The sequence below is a fragment of the Pseudoalteromonas sp. PS1M3 genome (assembly GCF_016865405.1).
GTDB classification, from domain to species: domain Bacteria; phylum Pseudomonadota; class Gammaproteobacteria; order Enterobacterales; family Alteromonadaceae; genus Pseudoalteromonas; species Pseudoalteromonas marina.
Window position 1 is genome coordinate 453,911 of the sequence record NZ_AP022624.1, and the last position, 22,327, is coordinate 476,237.

Below are 22,327 nucleotides of genomic sequence, written 5' to 3' on the forward strand. Positions count from 1 at the left end.
AATTTATAAGTAAGTTATTCACAAAGAGGTTAAGAGGGCGCTGCGCTTTAGAGCTCTTCTAAGTAACGATTTAATTTAATAACAAGAATATTAACCTTATTTAAGTGCTTGGCAGTTACTCATTTAGTTCTCATTCGCTCCTCTTTGTGCAATTTACAGGTAAGTTATTTGTTAAAATAACCATACAGCTACTAATCAGGAGTTATTTAACTTTTTACTATTAAACTTTTAATATAAAAGCGCAAAAAAGTTAAAATATCACAAAATAAACCAGCCCTATTTGCTACCTATATTTTATAAAACATTGAGTAAGCTTAAATACTTATTTAAAAGAAAGCAGTAATTCAAAAGCGCGTTTCGGCTTGCGCGAATAGCCCTCTCATGCTTTAATTACCGCACAAAAATACAAGTACTCACCAAGGTTGGTGAGGAACAAAATATTTAAAATAATTTTGGGATTCTACAATGGCGTTAAGCTGTAAATCACTCATCACCTCACTCGCATTACTATCAGTTACCGGTTGCACCATAGTACCAGGCAGCCATTTTGAAGGCATAGAATCTGGCGAGCAAACACAAAACCTTGAGCAAGATCTCGAAAAAGTAAATATTCAAATTATCGACTCGTCGTTAATTAAACAACAAAAGCAAGCACGTGCATCTGCAAAGCCAATATCTAACACCGCAGGTGTAAACGTAAGCAATTACGAATACAAACTAGGTGTAGGTGATGTACTCACCATAGGCGTATGGGATCACCCAGAGCTAACAATACCCGCAGCAGTACAGCGTACAGCTGAGTTTGACGGCTTCCGCGTACAAAAAGACGGCACCATTACTTATGCTTACGCGCCAGATATTCCTGCAGCAGGACGAACCATCAGTGAAGTACGCGAAGACCTAGTTAAACGCCTAAGCCGCGTAATTGAAGACCCACAAGTAGACATAAAAGTAGTGGGTTTTAGAAGCCAAAAAGCCTACGTAACCGGTGAAGTAAACAAACCTGGCGTATACCCAGTTACCGAAATACCACTTACCCTAATAGACGCGCTAAACCAAGCGGGTGGCTTAACCGAAGCCGCCGATTGGCGCACAGTAACATTTACTCGTGGTAACAAAACAGAAACCATACAGCTCGACAGCTTTTATTCACACGGTGATATTTCGCAAAACCGTTTACTGCAACATGGCGACATAATTCATGTGACGCGTAACGACGCACAAAAAGTATTTGTACTGGGCGATGTAAAACGTGCAGGCTCTATTGTATTAAACCGATACGGCTTAAACCTAGCCGAAGCGCTAAGCGACACTGGCGGCCTAAACGAAACCACAGCCGACGCTAACGGCGTGTTTGTACTGCGTAAAAGTAACGTAGAGCAAACAGGTGTTATTGCAAACGTATACCAGCTGCATGCTAAAAATATTACCGCAATGGTATTAGCCGAGCAGTTTGAACTGCAACCTCACGACATTGTATACGTAACATCGGCACCATTGGCTCGTTGGAACCGCGTAATAAGCTTATTACTACCGTCGGTAGCAACCGTTGATAACCTAAACGACATTAATAATTAAGGCGCTTAACAATGTTCGATTCTGTATTAGTTGTATGTGCCGGTAATATTTGCCGCAGCCCTACTGGCGAATATGTATTAAAGCAAAAGCTTGAAGGTAAAAATATTAAAGTGTCGTCGGCTGGGTTAACCGCACTTGAAGGCAAACCTGCCGATGCAAAAGCAAAACAAATTGCGCAAGCACATGGTGTAAACATGGACGAGCACCAAGGCAGGCAGTTGTCGTCTGCGCTTGTTGCGCAAAATAGCGTAATACTGGTTATGGAAGAACGCCATTTAAACGATGTTCATGTACGCTACCCCGAGGCACGCGGTAAAACATTTTTACTCGGTAAGTGGATTAACAACGCCGAAATACCCGACCCCTACCGCCAAAGTACCGAAGCATTTGAACACGTTTACACATTAATCGATAGCGCCTGCAGCGCTTGGCAAAAGTATTTATAAGGAATGGCTAATTTAATGAATACCCAGCCTGAAAGTAAAAATAAAAACACCGCACAACCCACGCAAGAAATCGATTTAATGGCACTACTAGGTGCATTACTCGACCGCAAATACTTTATAGCAGGCATAACGGCGCTGTTTATGTTTATAGGTGTGGTTTATGCGGTATTAAGCACGCCAGTTTACCAAGCCACCGCCATGATACAAGTTGAAGACGGCAGTGCATCAGTCCCTGGGTTTGACGACATGGCTGGCATGTTTGAAAGCACATCGGCCGCGGTAACCGAAATAGAACTACTTAAATCACGCAGTGTAATTGGTGAGGCTGTAGACTCATTAAAACTTGACATTGTAGTCGAGCCAAAACTATTCCCGTTTATTGGTAACCGTGCATACCGTAAGTTTACCCCAATGGAAGAGGGCGACCTAGCCAACCCAAGTTTTGGTGCAAGCAGCTATGCATGGGGCGGCGAAAGTATAAACATATTTAGGTTTGACGTACCTCGCACTGCAGTAAACCAAGAGTTTGTACTTGTAACACAAGAAGGTAATGGTGTTGCGCTTTTAAATGATGATGGCGACCAAATACTAGCAGGTAAAGTAGGTTCGGAGCTTACTAATGGTAAGTTTAACCTAACAGTTCGCGAGCTTAATGCACACCCAGGTACTGAGTTTATAATTACCCGTAAAGACCGTTTAAATACAATACTCGATTTGCAAGCAGCTATTGGCGCAAGCGAAAAAGGTAAAGACTCAGGCATTATTAATTTAAGCTTACAAAGCACTAAACCAAGCTACGCCGAAAAAGTACTTGATAAAGTAGCGGCTATTTACGTACGCCGTAATGTAGAGCGCAACAGTGCAGAAGCGCAAAAGTCACTCGAGTTTTTAGAAGTACAATTACCTGAAATTAAAAAACAGCTAGAATACGCCGAACAACGCTTTAACGACTACCAAATAAAACGCCAGTCTATAAATATAACACTTGAGACTCAAGGCGTGCTTGAGCAAGTAGTCAAGCTTGAAACCAAACTACAAGAGCTAAACTTAAAACGCCTAGAGCTTGGCCGTAAATTTAAAAAAGACCACCCAGCATACCAAGGTATAATTGAGCAAATTCAAGCGGTAGAAAGCCAAAAGAATGAACTCATTGGAGAAGTGGGTAACCTACCAGAAACCCAACAAGAGCTACTACGTTTAAAGCGCGATGTTGAGGTAAGCAACCAAATTTATACCTTGCTTTTAAGTAAAACCCAAGAGCTTGACATAGTGCGTGCTGGTACCGTAGGTAATGTGCGTGTAATAGACTACGCCGAGGTAAATACAAGTAAGCCGGTAAAACCTAAAAAGGCATTAATAGTAATAATGGCAACCATGCTAGGTGGCATGCTTGCAGTGGCTATTGTACTTATACAAAAAGCCATGCATAAAGGGGTTGAAGACCCAAGCGAGATTGAAGGCCTAGGCATACCGGTATACGCAAGTGTACCCCACTCAGACTACCAAGATAAACTAACCGGCTTTACTGCCCGTAAAAATAAGGTAGGTAAGGCAAAAAGCCTACTGGCGCTTGATAACCCAGCCGACCTTTCTATAGAGGCGCTGCGTAGCTTACGTACTAGTTTACACTTTGCGATGATGGAAGCTAAAAACAATATTATTGCTATATCGGGCCCAAGCCCGGGTGTAGGTAAATCGTTTATATCGGTTAACTTAGCGGCAGTATTAGCACAAAGTGGTAAAAAAGTACTTATTATTGATGCCGATATGCGCAAAGGCTACCTACAAACCCAATTTGGCTTAAAGTGGGACGATGGCCTTAGTGATTACCTGTCGGGCCGTTTAAACTTAGCACAAATAACCAAACCAACTAAAGTTGAAGGCTTAAATGTAATTACCCGCGGGCAAATACCACCTAACCCTTCAGAGCTATTAATGCACAGCAACTTTAGCAAGCTGGTTGAAGAGGTAAGCGCAGCATACGACATAGTAATTATAGATACACCACCAATACTTGCAGTAACCGACCCAGCTATAGTCAGTGCGCACACAGGCACTACGTTATTGGTAGCGCGTTTTGGGCAAAACCACTTGCGTGAAATAGACCTAACCCGTAACCGTTTTGAACAAAATGGCATAGACGTAAAGGGCTTAGTATTCAACGGTGTAGTTAAAAAAGCCAGTAATGCATATGGGTACTATGGTTATTACAACTACGAATATAAATCAGATAAATAAAAAGAGCAGTACATGAACCTGAAAGTAGGTACACCCGATATGAATGAAGAGCCTATAAGTAATAAAGAACAGCTAGAATCGATATTCATAACTGAAAGCTATCTAGCGTCAATTAACTTGGCCGGTTCCGCGTCAATTATCTTGGCCGGTTGATACCGAATTTTATTTACTCTTATTGAGCGCTGTTTTGCGTCGGTAGCTGTCACCTTCACAATGAATAATCGTGGCATGATGAACCAAACGATCGATTGCCGCGACTGTCATCGTTGAATCTTCAAATAGTTCATCCCATTGCTCAAATGATTTGTTTGATGTGATGATCATGCTGTGTCGCTCATAGCGATGGGCTATCAATTCAAACAGCACGCTCGTTTCCTGTTCAGTTTTTCGAACGTAACCAACGTCATCAACGATTAATAAGCTGTATTTATCGAGCTTTACAAGTTCGTCTTGCAAGCGTAAATGTCGCTTTGCTTGCTGGAGTTGTTGAACAATCGCTGACGCGGCAACGAACTTAACTTTATGGCCCTGCTCGATAAGGCCATAACCGATGCTACTGGCGATATGCGTTTTACCAAGACCACTGGCGCCAAATAACAATATATTGCCACCGTGCTTCAACCAATCCGGCTGATTTATTAAATCAGCAACAAGGGGCTTACTAACCCCATCAACAAGGGTAAAGTCGAAGCTGCTAAGGTGTTTACCCATTGGCAATTTTGCATCTTTTAAAAGCCGCTGAAGGCGTTTGTCATCGCGTGTCGCAAGTTCAACATGGCACAGCTCAGACAAGTATTGCTGCGGGCTCCATTGTTCTTCCATCGCTTTTTTTCCCAGGGTATTCCACTGTTGAAGCATGGTGCTAAGCTTTAATTGTTTCAGCATTAAAGGTAACGAGGCCGTGAAGTTATCCATGTAGACCTCCCGGTATCATGCTGCTATAAGCGCTCAAGCTGTGTTGCTTTATTTTTATTGTGGGTATGTTTGATGCAATCACTAAAAATTGCGCTTCACATTCTCGGATGGCCGGTAATTGTCGCTGAGTAATTGACACTGCTACAAATCGTCCTAATTGACGTTCACACCCACTTTGTTTTGCTAAATGGAGCAGTTTTACCATGTAATAGCTCGCTTCATCCGCTAAAAGATGAGTATTAACGTATTCCCAAATAGCTTTGTAATTGTCGCTTGGGAGTAAGTCGTCACGTAGTTGTGAGTAGCGAAATGCCAATGGTTTTTTAACCAATGCGTCAATAACATGCAAGTAACTAATATTGCGTGCACGGCACCCTTTAGAAGCATAGACACGCGCTAACGTTTGAACTAAATCGCTGCCATAGCGCAGCTCTAAGCGGTTGTCATATAAACGAACAAGTAATCGGCTACCAATAAGGCGTGACGGGACGCTATAGGTAACACGTTTCAATGAAATAGTACTCGTACGTGACACCGTTAGATAATGCTCGGTGTAATTGACGCTCATCGTCCGTGGTAAAGCGTGTAATTGTCGCTGCTCTACTGCGTACTTATCACTTACACGGCGATTACGGCGAGCAACAATGTCTGCAACAAACGATTCATAGACTTCTCTTGTCTGAAAGTCATAACTACCACGGATTTTTAATGCTTGCTCCAGTTGCGATTTAAGATGCCCATGAGGGCTCTCAATAGCCCCATTTTCATGCGCAATACCGCGGTTATTACGGGTCGCTTTAAAGCCATAATGGATAACTAGCTCATTAAAGCGCTCTGTAAAATCATTATCATTAGTATGATTACGATAGGCGGCACTGAGACTGTCTGTACGCACTTCTTTAGGCACACCGCCGGCTGCTTTAAATGCGTTTTGCACACCATCAGAAAAAGCAGCAAAGCTTTCACCGCCGTAAATCACTTGGGCGTAAGCCCAGCCACTGGCGGGCATACGATAATGAAACAACATATGCTTAAGGGGTTCACTAGCAATGGTAACGGGTGACTTCACATGTGTGAAATCACATATACCTAATAGGCCATACTCGTGTGTTTGCAGGAATACGACCTCTTTGCTTGAGCCATACAGTGCCCGCCATTTATGAATTCGACGCTCTAATGTACGCCGTGAGCTCGGGTTAAATTTGTCGGTGTGAAACTCGCAAAGATGATCAAAAATTCCCACTGGAGTTAACGTAGCATCACCTTGAAGTAGAGGGACAACAATACTGTCCCAGATAGATTCAAGTGGATCTATACGTGTTCGCCATTGGCGTTTATTAGACAATGGCTGCTCATCCAGTTTATCAATGCGCCTTGCTGAACGTTCAGAAATACCTGCTTTCGCAGCCGCGATAACTTGGCTATTACGCTTTCTATGTTTCATATAAATAGTGACCTGCTGATCAGTGATTCGTGTTCCCGGCACAGTGAACTCCTCCGTTCTGCTGTACCGAACCTTATCAGATCAACCGGCCAAGATAATTGTCGCTAGACCGGCCACCGTAATTGTCGCTTAATAGAAAGCTTTAAATCAAAATCAGAAGCACTAAAGCAAAGTGTAATTTATGTATTTTGCCCAGAAGAGTGTGCCAGTAATATAGGTGAAATTATTGATGATTATTCATTCGATATAATAATTAACGATTACAGTATTACTGACTTCACTAAAAAAGTAGTGTGCCATTATCAAAGTGCGCATTTAAGTAAACAACAGCGTAAGTTTTTAGTTAATGCCACAGAGTGTGGTGCATGGGTTGAGCCTTTAGTAAGTTATTTAGACGACAGGTTAAAGTACACAGAAGTGCGTTTACTACATAGCAGTTATTTTTTACACCAAAAAGCATTTTCTATTTTATCAAATAAACGTACCCAAGTAGCAAAGCGCTGTGTAGATATTGTGAGTGCTATTTTACTCCTTATAATCACTATTCCATTTTCAATATTTGCTGCTTTGTTTATTAAATTAGAAAGCCCAGGGCCAATATTATTTAAGCAAAAGCGTACCGGCCAATATAACAAACAGTTTGAAGTGTATAAATTTCGTTCTATGCGAAACGATGCAGAAAAAAATGGAGCTCAATGGGCTTCAAAAAACGATGCACGCGTTACTAAAGTAGGTAAATTTATTCGTAAAACACGCATAGATGAAATTCCGCAGTTAATAAATGTTATACAAGGAACTATGTCGATAGTTGGCCCAAGGCCAGAGCGTGAAGTATTTATAAAAGACTTAGAAAAAGAAATACCTTACTACCGTTTTAGGCACGCTGTTAAACCAGGTGTAACGGGGTTAGCACAAGTGAGCTACCCATATGGCGCATCGGTTGAAGACGCTATATGGAAGCACAAGTATGACATTCATTACATAAAGCATCATTCAGCTTTACTAGACATCAAAATTTTATTAATGACAGTACGAACAGTTATATTTGGTATGGGCCGTTAATGAAAATTTGTTATGTAATTACTAAAGCGGACGAGATTGGTGGTGCTCAAATTCACATCCGAGATTTATCGAAAAGCTTATTAAAGGATGGACACACACCAGTAGTAATTACTGGAGAGAAGGGACTTTTAGTTGATTATCTTTACGAAATGGGAATAGAGGTGTACGTAGTAAATGATTTACAGCGTTCTATTTCTATTAAAAAAGACATTCGGGCATTATGGAAAATACTAAAAGTATTGAAGAGAGTTAAGCCCGATATAGTTTCCTTACACTCATCGAAAGCAGGGGCGCTGGGGCGGATAGCATGTGCGTTGCTAAATATTAAAGTTATTTTTACTGCGCACGGCTGGGCTTTTGCTAATGGGGTTGATGAAAAAGAAAAGAAAAAATATATAAGAATAGAGAAGTTCCTTTCTAGATTTGCTAATAAAATAATAACTGTTTCTAAACAAGATAAAAACTTGGCTATAAAGTACAAAGTTGCAAGTGAGCATAGACAAGTTGTAATTCATAATGGAATGTATGACTTACCTATAGAAAGCGAGCGCAATCTTTCCGAAAGAAGTAGTGATATTTGTAACTTAGTAATGGTAGCTAGATTCAGTGAACAAAAGGATCACAAAACTTTATTTAAAGCGTTAGAACAATTGAGAAATGAAAAGTGGCATTTGCATTTAATAGGTAAAGGCCCGGGCTTAGAAGAAAATATCAAACTAGTTGAATCTCTAAACTTGTCAAACAAAATTACTTTTTTAGGTGAAAGAAATGATGTAGATAAATATCTACTAAAAATGGATATTTTCTTATTAATTGCAAACTGGGAAGGGTTTCCAAGATCGATTTTAGAGGCTATGAGAAGTTCTCTACCTATAATTGCTTCTGATGTAGGAGGGGTGTCGGAGGCTATTAATGATGCTATAAATGGTTATTTAATCCCAAGGGGCGATAGTGATTTGTTAACTGAAAGACTTAAAAATTTAATTCAAGACAAAGGTTTAAGAGCTTCTATTGGGGTTAGAAATAGAGCCGATTATATAAAGTATTTCACATTTGAAGCAATGTACAGAAAAACATTACAACTATACTTAGAAGTAACGAAATAAACTATGGAGAGTAAAAATAAAAAAAATATTGTATTTGTTCTAAGCAGTGTTTTAGTTAACGCAATTACTTTATTTATTATTTATAAATATGCTCTAACAGAGTTTGGTTCAGAGCTGGCCAGTATATGGGCACTAGTGATGTCAATATCAGGTGCTGCAAAGCTGGCTGATTTTGGTTTGGCAAGCGCTATGCCAAAATTTATATCTGAATCAATTAGTAAAGATAATACTAGGGATATTAAACAGGTTATTGCAACCGCTTTTTTTTCCGTACTTTTTTTTGGGCTTATAATAGCCTGTTTAATTTTTACAGCTTTTTACTTTTTGGCTGATAGATTGTTCAATATTGAACAGTTAAATATAGCAAACACTTTAATTCTTTATGGACTACCATCGTTCGTTATAACAGCGGTCGCTAACTCTTTACTATTGTCGCTGGATGGATGGGGAGATGGCCATTATAGAGCAAAAGTTACAATGCTTGGCGTAGTTGTGTATGCTCTATTTGCTTTAGTCTTAGGGCAGAGTATAGGAATAGAAGGGCTTGTTCTAGCGCACCTTTTGCAAGGCCTTTTTGTATTCGTTGCGTCGAGTGTTTATATATTTAAAAAAATAAACAGTTATTTCTTTGTACTGAATTTGTTTTCGATAAAGCACTTTAAGAGTATGTTCAAAGTCTCAATGAATCTTCAACTGATATCCATACTTTCTTTATTTGGTGACAACTTAGTTAAAATATTAATAGGTCATTACGCAGAGATTAGATTCGTGGTGTTTTATGAAATGGCTTCGAAGTTAGTTTCACAAGTTAGAATGCTAGCCATAAGTGGTTGTCAGTTATTAGTACCTATCATTTCTAAAAAAATAGCTGATGGAAATGAAAGTAATGATATTGTTATAAAAACGTTCAATTATCTTTTACCGGTTAATATAATTATTTTTTCAGGTATGTATTCAGCCTCTCCCTTAATATCAATGCTTTGGATCGGCGAGGTAAATAGTATTTTTATTTATACTTTTTTGTTACTTAGTATTTGTATGATGGCTAATATACCGATTGCTCCATTGTACTTTGCTAATTTAGCCGATGGTAACGTTTTTAGTAATTTGAAAGGGCAATTAATAATCTCATTAGTTAACATATGTCTAGCTTTTGTATTAGGATATTATTTCAGTTATTATGGCGTTGTAGGCTCTTATGCAATATCAGTATTTTTAGGTAGTTTTTATTTAGGTCTCGATTATAAAAAACGCAATCAATGTCAATTAATTTTTCTAAATAAATTTCTACCTATGTTAGCTATTTTTATTTATCCCTTTATCCATATTAGCTTTTTTTATAAAGAACATGGATGGTTTGATTTAATGCTTCCTATAGCTACTTATTGTTTCATTTTATCGCTCTTTTCCGTTTATTGTGTTTATAGCAAAGATTATTTAATTCTTAAGAAATAGCTATTGTGAATAAATGCTTCTGTACATTTTAAGTTGAAACTTGATATGAAGTGTTAAGGGTCAACTAGGCTGTAAGTTTTTTACTACTGCATTTAATGTTTTCAGATAGTTCATTATTTTTTAATTGGAGTTTTATGAAAAAGCTACTACTGGTATGCCCAGATTTTTATGATTATAAAAGTAAAATTGAATCAGAGCTTTTACTAATGGGTTATGATGTTACTAGCGTTAATGAGAGGCCTAGGCGATACATTTATTCGTTTATAAAGCGTTTTTTTCCTAAATCACTCTCTGAAATATTTTATAATTATTATTTTTGCACTTACCTTGGGCTTTTAGATAAAGAATATGACGAGTTTCTTTGTATTAGAGGGGAAGTTATAAGTGAAAAGTTTCTAAAAAAGTTAATAATTAAAAATCCAAATATTAGGCGGACTTTATATCAATGGGACTCAAATAAAGTAGTAGATTTTTTACGGATAGTAAAATACTTTGATAAAATAAAAACTTTTGACTTTGCTGATAGCAAAAATTTTGGTTTGGAGTATCTGCCTTTGTTCTGTGGTGAAGAATATAACTACCAAGAAAACATTGGGAATATCAAGTATGATTTAGTATATGTAGCCTCTTTTAATAATGAGAGATATAAAACTTTAAAAAATATAAAACAGCAATGTGAAAGAGCCAATATTAGCTACTATTTTCATTTATACATCTCTCTTATAGACTTCATTAAGCTAAAAATTCTTTCATCGGTAGATGTTTCATATAAAGATGTTAAATTTCAAATTTTATCTAGAAATGAAGTTGCGAGTCTTAATTTCCAATCTAAAGCCATTTTGGATATCGAAAATATAATGCAATCAGGATTTACGATGAGAACTTTTGAAAGTTTAGCATCAGGGCGTTTACTTATCACCACCAATTCAAATATTAGACAATTAACTCAGTTTAAAGGTCATTTTTATGCTTTAGATAGAGAGAATTTAAACTTACCAGTTCAGCTAATTAAAAATTATCAACCTAAACCGCCTAGTTCTATTTCTGATTATACCTTGAATAAATGGCTTAGGAATGTCCTAAATTAGACTCGAATTCTCTATAGTTTTTGTAGATTAATATTAGTTATATTTACGTTAAATTACAGGTTTTAATATGATAATTTTTTATAACCCTTATGAGAAAGGGTTTAATACTGGGGCGACTCGCAGAATTGATTTTTTAATGTCCGGTCTGAGCGAACATAGAGTAAAGTCTTTCTTTTATAGTAAGGAATATATTGAAAACTCTAAAATATTAAGCTTACTAGCCAAAGTTCCCATTGTGGATAGGTTTCTATACTTTTTCCAAGTATGCTTTTTAGCTTTTAAAGGACACAAAGTTATAACAGAAGTAATTTTTGCTCCTGTTTTTCTTAAAAATGTTTATTTGACAATACATGATCTTAAAGCTTTCGATAGTAAAGCTAAGCGGGGGAGAGGCAAGAAAATTATTTATAAATTATTTAGTAAGTTAGCCCACACGATAATAACTGTTTCTCATTATACAAAAAATCAAATAGCAGAACAGTGCAATACTGCCCATAATAAAATTTTTGTTATCCACAATGGTGTTAGGCAATTAAACATTAATCTCCTACAGAGCTTAACTCCTCAAAAAGAGTATGATTTCGTTTATGTATCTAGCTTCGCTAAACATAAACGACATATTCAGCTAATAAAAGCTTTGCCAACAGGCTCAAGTTTATTACTTATAGGACGAGACTTTGGTGAATTAGATGAGGTACGATCTACAATAACCAAATATAATTCTAATGTATCAATTAAAACTTCAGTCTCAAGTGACCAAGAACTTTATTCAAACATAAAGAAGGCTAATATAGGTGTTTTCCCATCAATATATGAAGGTTTTGGTATACCTATATTAGAATATTCAGCTGCAAACTTATTTGTTGTAGCTACTGACATACCTCCATTTATAGAACTTAAAGAATTTATTCATATTCAATATAGAGCTGATGATATAGATGCTCTTCGAGGTTCTCTCGAAGCAGCTCTAGATAAGTATCAAAATAATGTAGTGAGTAACCTGGATAAAATTTCAAAATATAACGAAGTTACTTTAGCCTCTAAGTTACTAAATTTAATTTACTAGAAAATACGGAATAATGATGAAAATTCTTATTACTGGTGGCGCAGGATTTATAGGCTCAGCACTTGTTCGCCATATTATCGAAAATACTACTGACGCGGTTATTAACTTAGATAAGCTTACTTATGCGGGCAATTTAGATTCTTTAGAGAAAGTTTCTGATAGTGAACGATACACTTTTGAACAAGTTGATATTTGTAATCGTTCTGAACTCGATCGTGTTTTCTTAGCACATAAACCAGATGTAGTAATGCATTTGGCAGCAGAGAGTCATGTAGATCGATCAATTATAGGTTCCGCAGAGTTTATTCAAACTAACATAGTGGGTACTTATCAACTACTTGAAGCAGCTCGCTGCTACTGGGAGAAGTTGACAGAGTCTACTAAGTTAGCATTTAGGTTTCACCATATCTCAACAGATGAAGTCTATGGTGACTTACCCCATCCTGATGAACAAGGTGGTGAGCTTCCTATGTTTACAGAACAAACATCATATTCGCCTAGCAGTCCATATTCAGCAAGCAAAGCATCAAGCGATCATTTAGTTCGTGCTTGGTTTCGTACTTATGGCCTTCCTACTATTGTAACCAATTGCTCCAATAACTATGGACCATATCATTTCCCAGAAAAATTAATTCCGTTAGTGATATTGAATGCTCTAGAAGGAAGAGACTTGCCAATTTATGGTAGAGGTGACCAAATACGCGACTGGTTGTATGTAGAAGATCATGCTCGCGCGTTATATAAAGTAGTTACCGAAGGTACAGTTGGAGAAACCTACAATATAGGTGGTCACAATGAAAAACAGAATATCAGAGTTGTACAAACTATTTGTGAAATTTTAGATGTTTTAGTACCAAAAGAATCTAAGTATGCTGAACAAATTACGTATGTAACAGATCGGCCTGGACATGATAGACGCTATGCTATTGACTCATCAAAAATGAGTGAAGAGCTTAACTGGACGCCAGTGGAAACATTCGAAACAGGTTTGCGTAAAACTATCGAGTGGTACCTAACAAATCAGCAGTGGTGCAAAAATGTGCAGGATGGCTCATATAAACGTGAGCGGTTAGGAATTTATCAATAATGCTATATTATTGTACATTGTGAATACGAACTAAATTAGGGCAATTTATGAAAGGAATTATTTTAGCGGGTGGCTCAGGCAGTCGCTTACATCCAATTACTAAAGGTGTTTCTAAACAGCTACTACCAATATTCGATAAGCCTATGATTTACTATCCGTTATCGGTATTGATGCTTACAGGCATTAATGAGGTTTTAATTATTACGACCCCTGATGAGCAGGAGGGGTTTATTCGTCTACTTGGCGATGGTTCTCAATTTGGTATTAGTATCACCTATGCTGTGCAGCCAAATCCTGATGGCCTAGCGCAAGCGTTCATTATAGGTGAGGAGTTCATTGGTTCGGACGATGTTTGTTTAGCATTGGGTGATAACATATTTTTTGGTCAGGCATTTGGTAAGCAGTTAAAGCATGCAGCTGAAAATTTAACTGGTGCAACCGTTTTTGGTTATCAAGTTATGGATCCTGAACGTTTTGGAGTTGTTGAGTTTGACAAACACTTCAAGGCTCTTTCAATTGAAGAAAAACCAACTGTACCTAGGTCGAATTGGGCTGTGACTGGCCTTTATTTTTATAATAACTCAGTGATCGAAATAGCTAAAAATGTGAAACCTTCTTCTCGCGGCGAGCTTGAAATTACATGTGTGAATCAGGCTTATTTAGAGCAAGGTTTGCTCAACGTTGAGCAATTAGGTCGTGGATTTGCTTGGTTAGATACAGGTACTCATGACTCGCTACTTGAAGCATCTCAGTTTGTACAAACTGTTGAAAAGCGACAGGGATTTAAAATAGCTTGTCTAGAGGAAATTGCATTAAATCAAGGTTGGTTAAGTAAGAAGCAAGTGCAAGATGTTGGTAATAGTCTAAGTAAAACCGGGTATGGTCAATACTTATTAAACATTACAAGTTAGTTTAAAAATATGAATGTAATAGAAACCAAAATAAAAGACCTGCTCATTATTGAACCAAAAATATTTGGCGATGATCGCGGCTTCTTCTACGAAACATTTCAAGCAGAGCGATATAGGGCTGCTGGAATTAATGCTTGTTTTGTACAAGATAACCGATCTCGTTCGTCAAAAGGGGTACTGAGGGGGCTTCATTTTCAAAAAACAAAGCCACAAGGTAAGCTTGTGTCAGTTACTGAAGGTGAAGTGTTTGATGTAGCCGTAGATTTACGACCAAATTCAGATACATTTGGCCAACATGAAGCATTATTATTGACAGGTGAAAATAAGCTGCAATTCTATGTGCCTCCAGGTTTTGCTCATGGCTTTTGTGTATTAAGTGAAACCGCAGACTTTCAGTATAAGTGTACAGATTACTACGACCCAAGTGACGAAAGCGGCTTGCTTTGGAATGATGACAACTTGGCAATTCAGTGGCCGCTGAGTGCTCCTTTGTTATCAGAGAAAGATAAAGTGCAACCTACGCTAAACGAAATTAAGGGTAAGCTTTTAAATGGATGGGATAAGTAATGGCTCTGTATACAGTGTTTGGTGGTCGTGGTTTTATAGGTTCTGAAATAGTAAACCAATTAACTGACTCTGGCCATACGGTTTATGTACCTAAAAGAGGTGATGGCAGAGTATTTAAAGAAGATTTGGGATGTGTGATCTATTGTGCCGGTCATGGGAATTGTAACGCACCTTTTGATGTTTTCGAAGCAAATGTTTCCTTACTTAAACGCCTCCTACAGGAAGCAAAATTTGATTATTTGCTTTATATGTCCTCTACGAGAGTTTATATGAATCAAAAATCGTCAAATGAGATTGCAAGCTTGACTATATGTGGCGATGATGAAAGAAGGCTGTTTAATTTAACAAAGTTATTAGGTGAAGAGCTTTGTTTGAAAAGTAAACGAAAGGTTTGCATTGTGAGACCAAGCAATGTTTACGGTGTTGCTTTGAATAGCCCCCTATTCTTACCATCAATAACACGCAATGCAATAACGTTTGGTAAAGTTGATATGTACATACCTTGTGAGTATTCTAAAGACTATGTCTCAGTTCAGGACGTGGCCAGCTGTTGTATTAACCTAGCAACTAATCAGAACGTTCACGGAGAAATAGTTAATATAGCCGCAGGTTATAATGTCAGCGCAAAGGAAATTGCAGATACACTTATAAAGCATACTGGCTGTGAGGTTAATTGGCATGAAGTGAAAAATTTCAATGAAAGATTCCCTACAACTGACATATCTAAATTAAAAAAGTATATATCGACTTTTTCACCAAGAGATGTTTTAAGTGATTTGCAATATACGATAGAAAATTTTAAAAAAGAGTTGTAGCTTACTTTTTCAGCGGTGAAAGTTTATGAATTTAAGAAAATATATATCTAATATTTCATACAAATATTTTGATAGAAGTAAAAAAAAAATTGGCAAAGGTTGCTCTCTCCATTATGGTGGGACTTTTATTACCTCTAAAATAGAGAATGTTGCTCTAAATGGTATCTATATAGGTGCCAATACCTATATTGGCAGATTCTTTAATTTGCATACTGCTTCAGAAATATCTTTGGGTAAAAATGTTGTTTTAAGTGACTATGTTTATATTTCGACTATCGCTCACGGTATTACACCAGGGGATATCAGAATAATGGAACAACCTTGGGAGGATAAAGGAAGTGTTCGGATCGGCGATAATTCTTTTCTAGGTTTTGGAGTTATTGTATTGCCTAATGTAAGTATAGGGCGTTGGTGTATTATTGGTGCTGGCTCTGTAGTAACTAAGTCATTTCCTGATTATTCTATGGTTGCAGGTAATCCTGCAAAATTAATAAAAAGATACTGTTTAGAGAAAAAAGAATGGATATAACACTAATGTCATTAAAAAAAGCTTTAGCATTATTTATTACTAAATTTTATTATTCATTTTTATTTAAAAGTGTAGGCCCTAGAACTGCCATATATCGTCCATACCTTTTACATAATGAAAAGTATATAAGAATAGGTAAAGGCTGTTTACTAAGAAAGGGCTTAAGATTAGAAGTCGTTGATCCCCAGTCAGATGTAGTTATATCTATTGGTGATAATGTTAATATTGAGCAGAATGTTCACATTATCGGTAGGGTAGCAATAACGATTGAAGATGATGTAACAATAACTGGTCATTGCTCTATTGTTGATGTTGTTCACCCTTATAATAATATACTTTCAAGCATTAAAATTGGAAATCGGATTTCCGAAGAAGCTTTCCCCGTTAAAATCGGTAGGGGTTCTTTTATAGGCTTCGGTGCTCACATATCCCCAGGGGTAAAAATAGGAAAATATTGTGTTGTCGGCGCAAACTCAGTGGTAACTAAAAGTATGCCAGACTATAGTGTGGTAGCTGGCAATCCGGCTAGGATATTAAAGCTATATGACTTTGAGTCTAACTCTTGGGTAGTTTGTTCATAATATCTAATTATCTGAACCTTTAAAACTAACCATAATTGGTTTAAATAAATCTCCCAAGGTAGCTTTATGTTGTTACACCCTGTTAGGTCAGTTGTATATATTTTCTTTTTCCTATTTCCTTTTACTCCGGTTTTCTCCTTGAGTGCGTATCTGCCTATACCTTTGGTTTTATCTTCTTTCTTTCTTTTACTAAATTTCACTCTTCCCACGAAAAAAGTTCAAGAAGTTGATAGTAATTTGATATTTTTAAGCTATTCAATTCTATTAGCAGTGACAATTAGTTTTACAATAAATGTTTTTTTAGGGAAAGAGGTAAATGCTAACCACTTTTTCGGAATTATACTAATGTGCTTTTTTTACTTTGCTGTGCCACTTATCATGTTAAGTAAAGTAGAGTTAAATAAGGTATTTTATATAACTAATAACTCATTTTTAGTTGTTCTTATTTTTGGTTTTGTAGATTTTTTCGTATACAATTTTCTAGGTTTCTCTATTGGTCAAGTAATATTGTATTTTCCTTCAGAATATCCAATAAATTATGGTCATTTTTCTGGTTTTTTTCGAAGTAAATCTATTTTTCAAGAGCCAGGCTTTTTTGCGTGGTATTTAAACACAATTGGTTTATTACTTATTGCATATTTCTTTCATATAAATGAGCGAAAAAAAGCCTTTTTTATGTTTTTTTTGTATTTCTCTTCCTTAATAACAACTTTTTCTGCTACTGGAATTATTGTTTTGTTATTTTCTATAATACTTACGCTATTTAAGTTAAATAGAAAGCCGCTTTATTTTGTTTTATCTGGATTGTTTTTTTTATCTTCTTTTTATTTTTTATATGACTTTCTCTCTCCTGTTATTGAAAGTAAGGTTTTTGGGGATAACTCAAGCAAGTTAGAGCGTTTAGAGCGTTGGTCTGACGGGGTTTCCATTTTCCAAGAAAATGTTTTTATTGGAGCTGGATTAGGGAGTTATTCAATTAAAGAAAGTATAGGTTTAGCTTCTTTTCCTTTGAAAGTAATCGCTGAAAGTGGCTTGTTTTCATTTGTTTTTTTTATATCTTTATGGATTGTAAGCTTTTTTAAAATTTTCACTTTTAATACTAATGCTTTAACTAAAGTATTTCTTTATACTTCTCTTCTAGCTTCTTTACTTCACTGGTCTACATCAACACCATTTTATTTTGCTTTTAGCTGGGTATATCTTGTTTTAGTAAATGTTTTTATAAAAGGAATAGCAAGTGTTAAATCATAATAATATTTTTGATGTGGCAAAAGGATTGCTGATTTTGCTTGTCGTTTTTGGTCATCAGCCTTTGGGGGATGAGCTACATCGTTTTATTTATAGCTTTCATATGGGATTTTTCTTTATACTATATGGTGTTCTATTTAAAGAACATAGTAATGACCTTATTCAATATATTGCTTTTAAAAGTGGGAATCTCATAGGTACTTATTACAAAGCCGTAGTTTGGAGTTTGCTTTTTTTTTTATTGGTAAGCTATATAAAATTTGATGTTTTTTCTTATGAAGCATTAACCATGAAAGCGATTGATTATTTAGTTGGTAGTGCATACGATGGAAACCTATCACCTAATGGTCCACTTTGGTTTCTGTTGTCGTACTTTTTTTATAATTTTTACTTTCAGGTGGTTTATTACTTAGAAAAAAAAATTGGATTGGCAGCTCATTTTGTTTTTATACCAATTTTTATTTCTATTTTATTTAGTTTCACTCTTATCCCTTTTACTTTAAACGCGACGATTTTAGCTATCCCCTTTTTTTATGTCGGGAGATTTTATAAAGGCTGGTTGCTGTGCTTAGACTCTAAATATATACTTATTTTGATTTCTCTTTCATTGTTTTTGTTTTTTTCTATTTTTATGATGGGGAATTATTATGATATTTCGGTTAGTAATGTAGGCTATTATATAGATTATATTCTTCTGGGGGGGTTGTTTTTCATACCAATCATCTATTTTTCCATTTTTCTTGAAAGTACTTTCTTTGGTCCTGCTTTAGTTTATTTAGGGAAAAGGACATTAGGTGTTTTGTGTTATCATATATTATTTATAACAGGTTCTTCGTACGTCCTTTCAAGAGTGCTTAATCTCAACTATGACGTTTTAAGAGGCTCTATTAGCTATATAGTTTTCATCAGCATAGCTTCCACTTTTTTCCTAAGTTACTTATTTGATATTAAAAAATTAAAAAAGTGGTTTATATAAACTGTTCAAAAAAGATTACGAATAGTGTTTTTATTTGTGGGTGATGTGACTGTATTCATTGGCGCCTACGAAATCTTATATTTATATTTAACCTATTGGATATGTTATGATTTTACCAGTAATAATGGCGGGTGGCACAGGCACACGTTTGTGGCCGCTATCGCGCGGTAATTACCCCAAGCAATTTTTAACCTTAAGCGGTGAGTATACGATGCTGCAGAGCACGTTAAATCGTTTAGATGGGCTAGCTCATTTACCAGCCATGATCATTTGTAATGAAGAGCACCGCTTTATTGCGGCAGAGCAAGTACGTCAATTAGGTGTTGACCACAGTGGCATATTTTTAGAGCCGGTAGGGCGTAATACAGCCCCAGCTATTGCACTTTCTGCTTTTAAAGCATTAGAAAATGGTGAAGACCCGTTACTACTGGTACTTGCTGCAGACCATGTTATTAATGATACGAGTGCATTTCAGCAAAGTGTTAACCAAGCAGCTGTGCTTGCTGAGCAGGGTAAGTTAGTGACCTTTGGTATTGTGGGTAATAGGCCCGAAACAGGCTATGGCTATATTAAGCGTGGTGAGCAGTATCAGTCAGGGTTTGTGGTAGAACGTTTTGTAGAAAAGCCGGATGAAGCCACAGCTAAAGAGTATATTAAAAGCGGTGATTATTACTGGAATAGCGGCATGTTTTTATTTAAAGCAAGTCGTTATCTAGAGGAGCTAAATGCATTCCGCCCAGATATATATGCTGCGTGTGAAAAAGCGATGCAAGTACAAAATGATGATATGGATTTTGTGCGTGTAGATAAAGCCGCGTTTGAAGTATGCCCAGACGAATCGATAGATTATGCAGTAATGGAGCACACTAAAGATGCTGTTGTTGTGCCTATGGATGCAGGCTGGAGTGATGTGGGTGGATTTGCTGCCCTGTGGGAAGTATCTGCACAAGATGAAAATGGCAATGCGTTTAAAGGTGATGTAAAAGCCGTTGATACAAAAAATACCCTAGTGTTTGGCGAAGATAAACTTGTTGCTACCGTTGGTGTTGAAGACTTAGTTATCGTAAATACTAAAGATGCGGTATTGGTTGCACATAAAGACAAGTCTCAGCATGTAAAAGCAATTGTTCAACAATTAAAAGGTGAGCAGCGAACGGAGGCTAAATTACACAGAGAGGTCTACCGCCCGTGGGGTAAGTATGATTCTGTAGATAATGGGGAGCGTTTTCAAGTTAAGCGCATCACTGTGAAGCCGGGGGCTAAGTTGTCTGTGCAAATGCATCACCACCGTGCAGAGCACTGGATTGTTGTTTCTGGTACGGCCAAAGTGCAAATTGATGATACAGAGCAGTATGTAACAGAAAACGAGTCGGTTTATATTCCTATCACAGCGGTTCATGCACTTGAAAACCCTGGCAAGGTTGATTTAGAGTTAATTGAAGTGCAATCAGGCTCTTACCTTGGCGAAGACGACATAGTACGTTTTGAAGATCGCTATGGGCGAGTGAAATAAGAAAAATCACGAGATAAAAGTTGAAAGGTATCCAGTTAGTATAGTTTTCGGGCTGGCTGTGTACATAACAAGAATTAATTAAATAGGTTTTTTATGGATAGCCAGTTAGTTTGCTCTGAAGTCATTGCAAAGAATGGCGTTGTATTTGGCACAAGTGGTGCACGTGGCTTAGTTAATGACTTTACGCCAGATGTTTGTGCTGCATTTACTATCGCATTTGTAAAATCAATTAATAAACAATTTAGTTTTAATACTGTTGCATTGGCGATAGATAACCGACCAAGCAGTTATGCAATGGCGCAAGCTTGCGCGCAAGGGTTAAAGCAACTTAATATTGATACCGTTTACTATGGTGTAATACCTACCCCTGCCCTGGCTTATAAAGCGATGCAAGACGCAATGCCATGTATAATGATTACAGGCAGCCATATCCCTTTTGATCGCAATGGCTTAAAGTTTTACCGCCCGGATGGTGAAATAACGAAAGAAGATGAGCAAGCCATTTTCAATAATGATGCGCTTTTTACGCCGCTGGCTGAGTTATCAGTATTAACTGTGAGTAATGCAGCAGAGCAAGCGTATATAAGCCGATATGCAGAGCTATTTAGTGCTAATGCTCTCGCGGGTAAAAAAATAGGCATATACGAGCACTCAAGCGCGGGGCGTGATATATATAAAGCATTATTTGAAAGCCTAGGCGCAGAAGTAACTAGTTTAGAAAGAAGTGATACCTTTGTGCCTATAGACACTGAAGCCGTGTCGGATGAAGACAAGCAAAAAGCCCGTGATTGGTCAAAAACGCATGGTTTTGATGCGATATTTTCAACAGATGGTGATGGCGACCGTCCGTTAATAGCCGATGAAAAAGGGGAGTGGCTGCGAGGCGATATACTTGGGTTGTTATGCAGTAAGTTGCTGAATATTGAAGCGTTAGCTATACCTGTGAGTTGTAATACGGCAATAGAAAAATCTGATTACTTTAAACATGTAGTGCGCACCAAAATTGGCTCCCCTTATGTAATTTCTGAGTTTGCAGAGCTAAGTGAATCATTTTCTTCGGTAGCTGGCTTTGAGGCTAACGGCGGCTACTTGCTTGGTACAGATGTAACCCTTAACGATAAGCTACTAAACGCACTACCTACTCGTGATGCATTACTGCCTGCATTTATGTTATTGACTCAGCCACAAAGTATTTGTGAGCTGATAAAAGGCCTTCCAAAGCGTTTTACAGCAAGTGATCGGTTAAAAAACTTTGCTAAAGAACATAGCTTATATTTAATCAATGAGCTTAAAAGTAATGCTACACCTTTTTTAAAAAAACTAGGTGTAGAAGGTGTTTATGAAACTAATACAACAGATGGTTTACGCATAACGCTAAGTAATGGTGACATGATTCATTTACGCCCATCTGGTAATGCCCCAGAACTTAGATGTTACTGTGAAAGTACAGAAGAATATATAGCCAGTTCTAATGTGAAAAAAGTATTAGGTTTGGTAAAGGACTTGTACTATGAAACATAAGTTACTTTTGTTATGAGAAAGATTTATATTGTTTGTTACTCTTTTACCATATATTCCTTTTTTTAATGAGGTTTAGGGGCTTTCTGTATGGGATTGCAATGAAGCGGTGTGGTGTGAACTTACAAATTTTCTCTTATGCTATTTTTATAAATTTATAAAACTCCTCTTTCGGCAAAGATAT

The 22,327-nt window shown here is 37.0% G+C and carries 21 protein-coding genes; 19 read left to right on the top strand and 2 right to left on the bottom strand.

Features of this window, described 5'->3' with window-relative positions; genetic code table 11:
* Positions 1–465: 465 nt before the first annotated feature.
* Genes PS1M3_RS02085 through PS1M3_RS02100 form a run of 4 tightly spaced genes read left to right on the top strand, consistent with a single transcriptional unit; the run spans position 466 to position 4,415 of the window.
* Positions 466–1,578: a polysaccharide export protein gene (locus tag PS1M3_RS02085; RefSeq protein ID WP_203986019.1), complete on the top strand. Its 1,113-nt coding sequence runs from the start codon at positions 466–468 to the stop codon at positions 1,576–1,578.
* Positions 1,579–1,589: 11 nt separating this feature from the next.
* Positions 1,590–2,024, top strand: coding sequence for a low molecular weight protein-tyrosine-phosphatase (locus PS1M3_RS02090; RefSeq protein WP_203986022.1), 435 nt, complete (start codon positions 1,590–1,592; stop codon positions 2,022–2,024).
* 15 nt (positions 2,025–2,039) lie between these two features.
* Positions 2,040–4,262 carry a polysaccharide biosynthesis tyrosine autokinase gene (locus PS1M3_RS02095; protein WP_203986025.1) on the top strand — a complete coding sequence of 741 codons (2,223 nt, stop codon included), beginning with the start codon at positions 2,040–2,042 and terminating at the stop codon, positions 4,260–4,262.
* Between the two features lie 12 nt (positions 4,263–4,274).
* Entirely contained in the window at positions 4,275–4,415 is a 141-nt protein-coding gene (locus PS1M3_RS02100; RefSeq protein ID WP_203986028.1) for a hypothetical protein, read from the top strand.
* 9 nt (positions 4,416–4,424) lie between these two features.
* On the opposite strand, the gene istB is transcribed toward PS1M3_RS02100, so the two are convergent.
* Together istB and istA are read right to left on the bottom strand one after the other, a co-directional pair.
* Positions 4,425–5,177: an IS21-like element helper ATPase IstB gene (gene istB / locus PS1M3_RS02105; protein ID WP_008108712.1), complete on the bottom strand. Its 753-nt coding sequence runs from the start codon at positions 5,175–5,177 to the stop codon at positions 4,425–4,427.
* Positions 5,170–6,663, bottom strand: a complete 1,494-nt coding sequence (istA, locus tag PS1M3_RS02110; RefSeq protein WP_203984280.1) for an IS21 family transposase — start codon at positions 6,661–6,663, stop codon at positions 5,170–5,172. Before istA ends, istB begins: the two co-directional genes overlap by 8 nt.
* A gap of 90 nt (positions 6,664–6,753) precedes the next feature.
* Here istA and PS1M3_RS02115 point away from each other — a divergent pair, with 90 nt between their 5' ends.
* From PS1M3_RS02115 to PS1M3_RS02185, 15 genes are all read left to right on the top strand, one after another.
* The gene (locus PS1M3_RS02115; protein ID WP_203987250.1) at positions 6,754–7,683 is read left to right on the top strand and encodes an exopolysaccharide biosynthesis polyprenyl glycosylphosphotransferase; all 930 of its coding nucleotides are present in this window, start codon (positions 6,754–6,756) and stop codon (positions 7,681–7,683) included.
* Positions 7,683–8,789, top strand: coding sequence for a glycosyltransferase family 4 protein (locus tag PS1M3_RS02120; RefSeq protein ID WP_203986030.1), 1,107 nt, complete (start codon positions 7,683–7,685; stop codon positions 8,787–8,789). Before PS1M3_RS02115 ends, PS1M3_RS02120 begins: the two co-directional genes overlap by 1 nt.
* Before the next feature lie 3 nt (positions 8,790–8,792).
* Positions 8,793–10,244 carry a lipopolysaccharide biosynthesis protein gene (locus PS1M3_RS02125; RefSeq protein WP_203986033.1) on the top strand — a complete coding sequence of 484 codons (1,452 nt, stop codon included), beginning with the start codon at positions 8,793–8,795 and terminating at the stop codon, positions 10,242–10,244.
* A gap of 134 nt (positions 10,245–10,378) precedes the next feature.
* Entirely contained in the window at positions 10,379–11,332 is a 954-nt protein-coding gene (locus tag PS1M3_RS02130) for a hypothetical protein (protein ID WP_203986036.1), read from the top strand.
* A 67-nt stretch (positions 11,333–11,399) separates the two neighbouring features.
* A complete protein-coding gene (locus tag PS1M3_RS02135; protein ID WP_203986038.1) occupies positions 11,400–12,398 on the top strand; it encodes a glycosyltransferase in 999 nt (332 codons plus the stop codon).
* Positions 12,399–12,414: 16 nt separating this feature from the next.
* Positions 12,415–13,485: a dTDP-glucose 4,6-dehydratase gene (gene rfbB, locus PS1M3_RS02140; protein WP_203987253.1), complete on the top strand. Its 1,071-nt coding sequence runs from the start codon at positions 12,415–12,417 to the stop codon at positions 13,483–13,485.
* 47 nt (positions 13,486–13,532) lie between these two features.
* Positions 13,533–14,396 carry a glucose-1-phosphate thymidylyltransferase RfbA gene (rfbA, locus tag PS1M3_RS02145; protein ID WP_203986040.1) on the top strand — a complete coding sequence of 288 codons (864 nt, stop codon included), beginning with the start codon at positions 13,533–13,535 and terminating at the stop codon, positions 14,394–14,396.
* 9 nt (positions 14,397–14,405) lie between these two features.
* Positions 14,406–14,963, top strand: coding sequence for a dTDP-4-dehydrorhamnose 3,5-epimerase (rfbC, locus tag PS1M3_RS02150; protein ID WP_203986042.1), 558 nt, complete (start codon positions 14,406–14,408; stop codon positions 14,961–14,963).
* Entirely contained in the window at positions 14,963–15,778 is an 816-nt protein-coding gene (locus PS1M3_RS02155; RefSeq protein ID WP_203986044.1) for an NAD(P)-dependent oxidoreductase, read from the top strand. Before rfbC ends, PS1M3_RS02155 begins: the two co-directional genes overlap by 1 nt.
* 25 nt (positions 15,779–15,803) lie before the next feature.
* A complete protein-coding gene (locus PS1M3_RS02160) occupies positions 15,804–16,307 on the top strand; it encodes a DapH/DapD/GlmU-related protein (RefSeq protein ID WP_203986046.1) in 504 nt (167 codons plus the stop codon).
* Positions 16,298–16,888: a DapH/DapD/GlmU-related protein gene (locus PS1M3_RS02165; protein WP_203986048.1), complete on the top strand. Its 591-nt coding sequence runs from the start codon at positions 16,298–16,300 to the stop codon at positions 16,886–16,888. Before PS1M3_RS02160 ends, PS1M3_RS02165 begins: the two co-directional genes overlap by 10 nt.
* Positions 16,889–16,954: 66 nt before the next feature.
* Positions 16,955–18,139, top strand: coding sequence for an O-antigen ligase (locus PS1M3_RS02170; protein WP_203986050.1), 1,185 nt, complete (start codon positions 16,955–16,957; stop codon positions 18,137–18,139).
* Positions 18,126–19,112 carry an acyltransferase family protein gene (locus tag PS1M3_RS02175; RefSeq protein WP_203986052.1) on the top strand — a complete coding sequence of 329 codons (987 nt, stop codon included), beginning with the start codon at positions 18,126–18,128 and terminating at the stop codon, positions 19,110–19,112. Before PS1M3_RS02170 ends, PS1M3_RS02175 begins: the two co-directional genes overlap by 14 nt.
* Positions 19,113–19,218: 106 nt before the next feature.
* A complete protein-coding gene (locus PS1M3_RS02180) occupies positions 19,219–20,625 on the top strand; it encodes a mannose-1-phosphate guanylyltransferase/mannose-6-phosphate isomerase (RefSeq protein ID WP_203986055.1) in 1,407 nt (468 codons plus the stop codon).
* Positions 20,626–20,718: 93 nt separating this feature from the next.
* Positions 20,719–22,146: a phosphomannomutase gene (locus tag PS1M3_RS02185; RefSeq protein WP_203986057.1), complete on the top strand. Its 1,428-nt coding sequence runs from the start codon at positions 20,719–20,721 to the stop codon at positions 22,144–22,146.
* The last annotated feature ends 181 nt before the right edge of the window (positions 22,147–22,327 follow it).

Excerpts from the sequence above, each read along its gene's own strand:
- PS1M3_RS02185 (WP_203986057.1), top strand. The coding sequence starts at position 20,719 with ATGGATAGCCAGTTAGTTTGCTCTGAAGTCATTGCAAAGAATGGCGTT.
- PS1M3_RS02090 (WP_203986022.1), top strand. The coding sequence starts at position 1,590 with ATGTTCGATTCTGTATTAGTTGTATGTGCCGGTAATATTTGCCGCAGC.
- PS1M3_RS02085 (WP_203986019.1), top strand. The coding sequence starts at position 466 with ATGGCGTTAAGCTGTAAATCACTCATCACCTCACTCGCATTACTATCA.
- PS1M3_RS02165 (WP_203986048.1), top strand. The coding sequence starts at position 16,298 with ATGGATATAACACTAATGTCATTAAAAAAAGCTTTAGCATTATTTATT.
- PS1M3_RS02160 (WP_203986046.1), top strand. The coding sequence starts at position 15,804 with ATGAATTTAAGAAAATATATATCTAATATTTCATACAAATATTTTGAT.
- PS1M3_RS02155 (WP_203986044.1), top strand. The coding sequence starts at position 14,963 with ATGGCTCTGTATACAGTGTTTGGTGGTCGTGGTTTTATAGGTTCTGAA.
- rfbC (WP_203986042.1), top strand. The coding sequence starts at position 14,406 with ATGAATGTAATAGAAACCAAAATAAAAGACCTGCTCATTATTGAACCA.
- PS1M3_RS02180 (WP_203986055.1), top strand. The coding sequence starts at position 19,219 with ATGATTTTACCAGTAATAATGGCGGGTGGCACAGGCACACGTTTGTGG.
- istB (WP_008108712.1), bottom strand. The coding sequence starts at position 5,177 with ATGGATAACTTCACGGCCTCGTTACCTTTAATGCTGAAACAATTAAAG.
- PS1M3_RS02095 (WP_203986025.1), top strand. The coding sequence starts at position 2,040 with ATGAATACCCAGCCTGAAAGTAAAAATAAAAACACCGCACAACCCACG.
- rfbB (WP_203987253.1), top strand. The coding sequence starts at position 12,415 with ATGAAAATTCTTATTACTGGTGGCGCAGGATTTATAGGCTCAGCACTT.
- PS1M3_RS02120 (WP_203986030.1), top strand. The coding sequence starts at position 7,683 with ATGAAAATTTGTTATGTAATTACTAAAGCGGACGAGATTGGTGGTGCT.
- PS1M3_RS02130 (WP_203986036.1), top strand. The coding sequence starts at position 10,379 with ATGAAAAAGCTACTACTGGTATGCCCAGATTTTTATGATTATAAAAGT.
- rfbA (WP_203986040.1), top strand. The coding sequence starts at position 13,533 with ATGAAAGGAATTATTTTAGCGGGTGGCTCAGGCAGTCGCTTACATCCA.
- PS1M3_RS02100 (WP_203986028.1), top strand. The coding sequence starts at position 4,275 with ATGAACCTGAAAGTAGGTACACCCGATATGAATGAAGAGCCTATAAGT.
- PS1M3_RS02135 (WP_203986038.1), top strand. The coding sequence starts at position 11,400 with ATGATAATTTTTTATAACCCTTATGAGAAAGGGTTTAATACTGGGGCG.
- PS1M3_RS02125 (WP_203986033.1), top strand. The coding sequence starts at position 8,793 with ATGGAGAGTAAAAATAAAAAAAATATTGTATTTGTTCTAAGCAGTGTT.
- PS1M3_RS02170 (WP_203986050.1), top strand. The coding sequence starts at position 16,955 with ATGTTGTTACACCCTGTTAGGTCAGTTGTATATATTTTCTTTTTCCTA.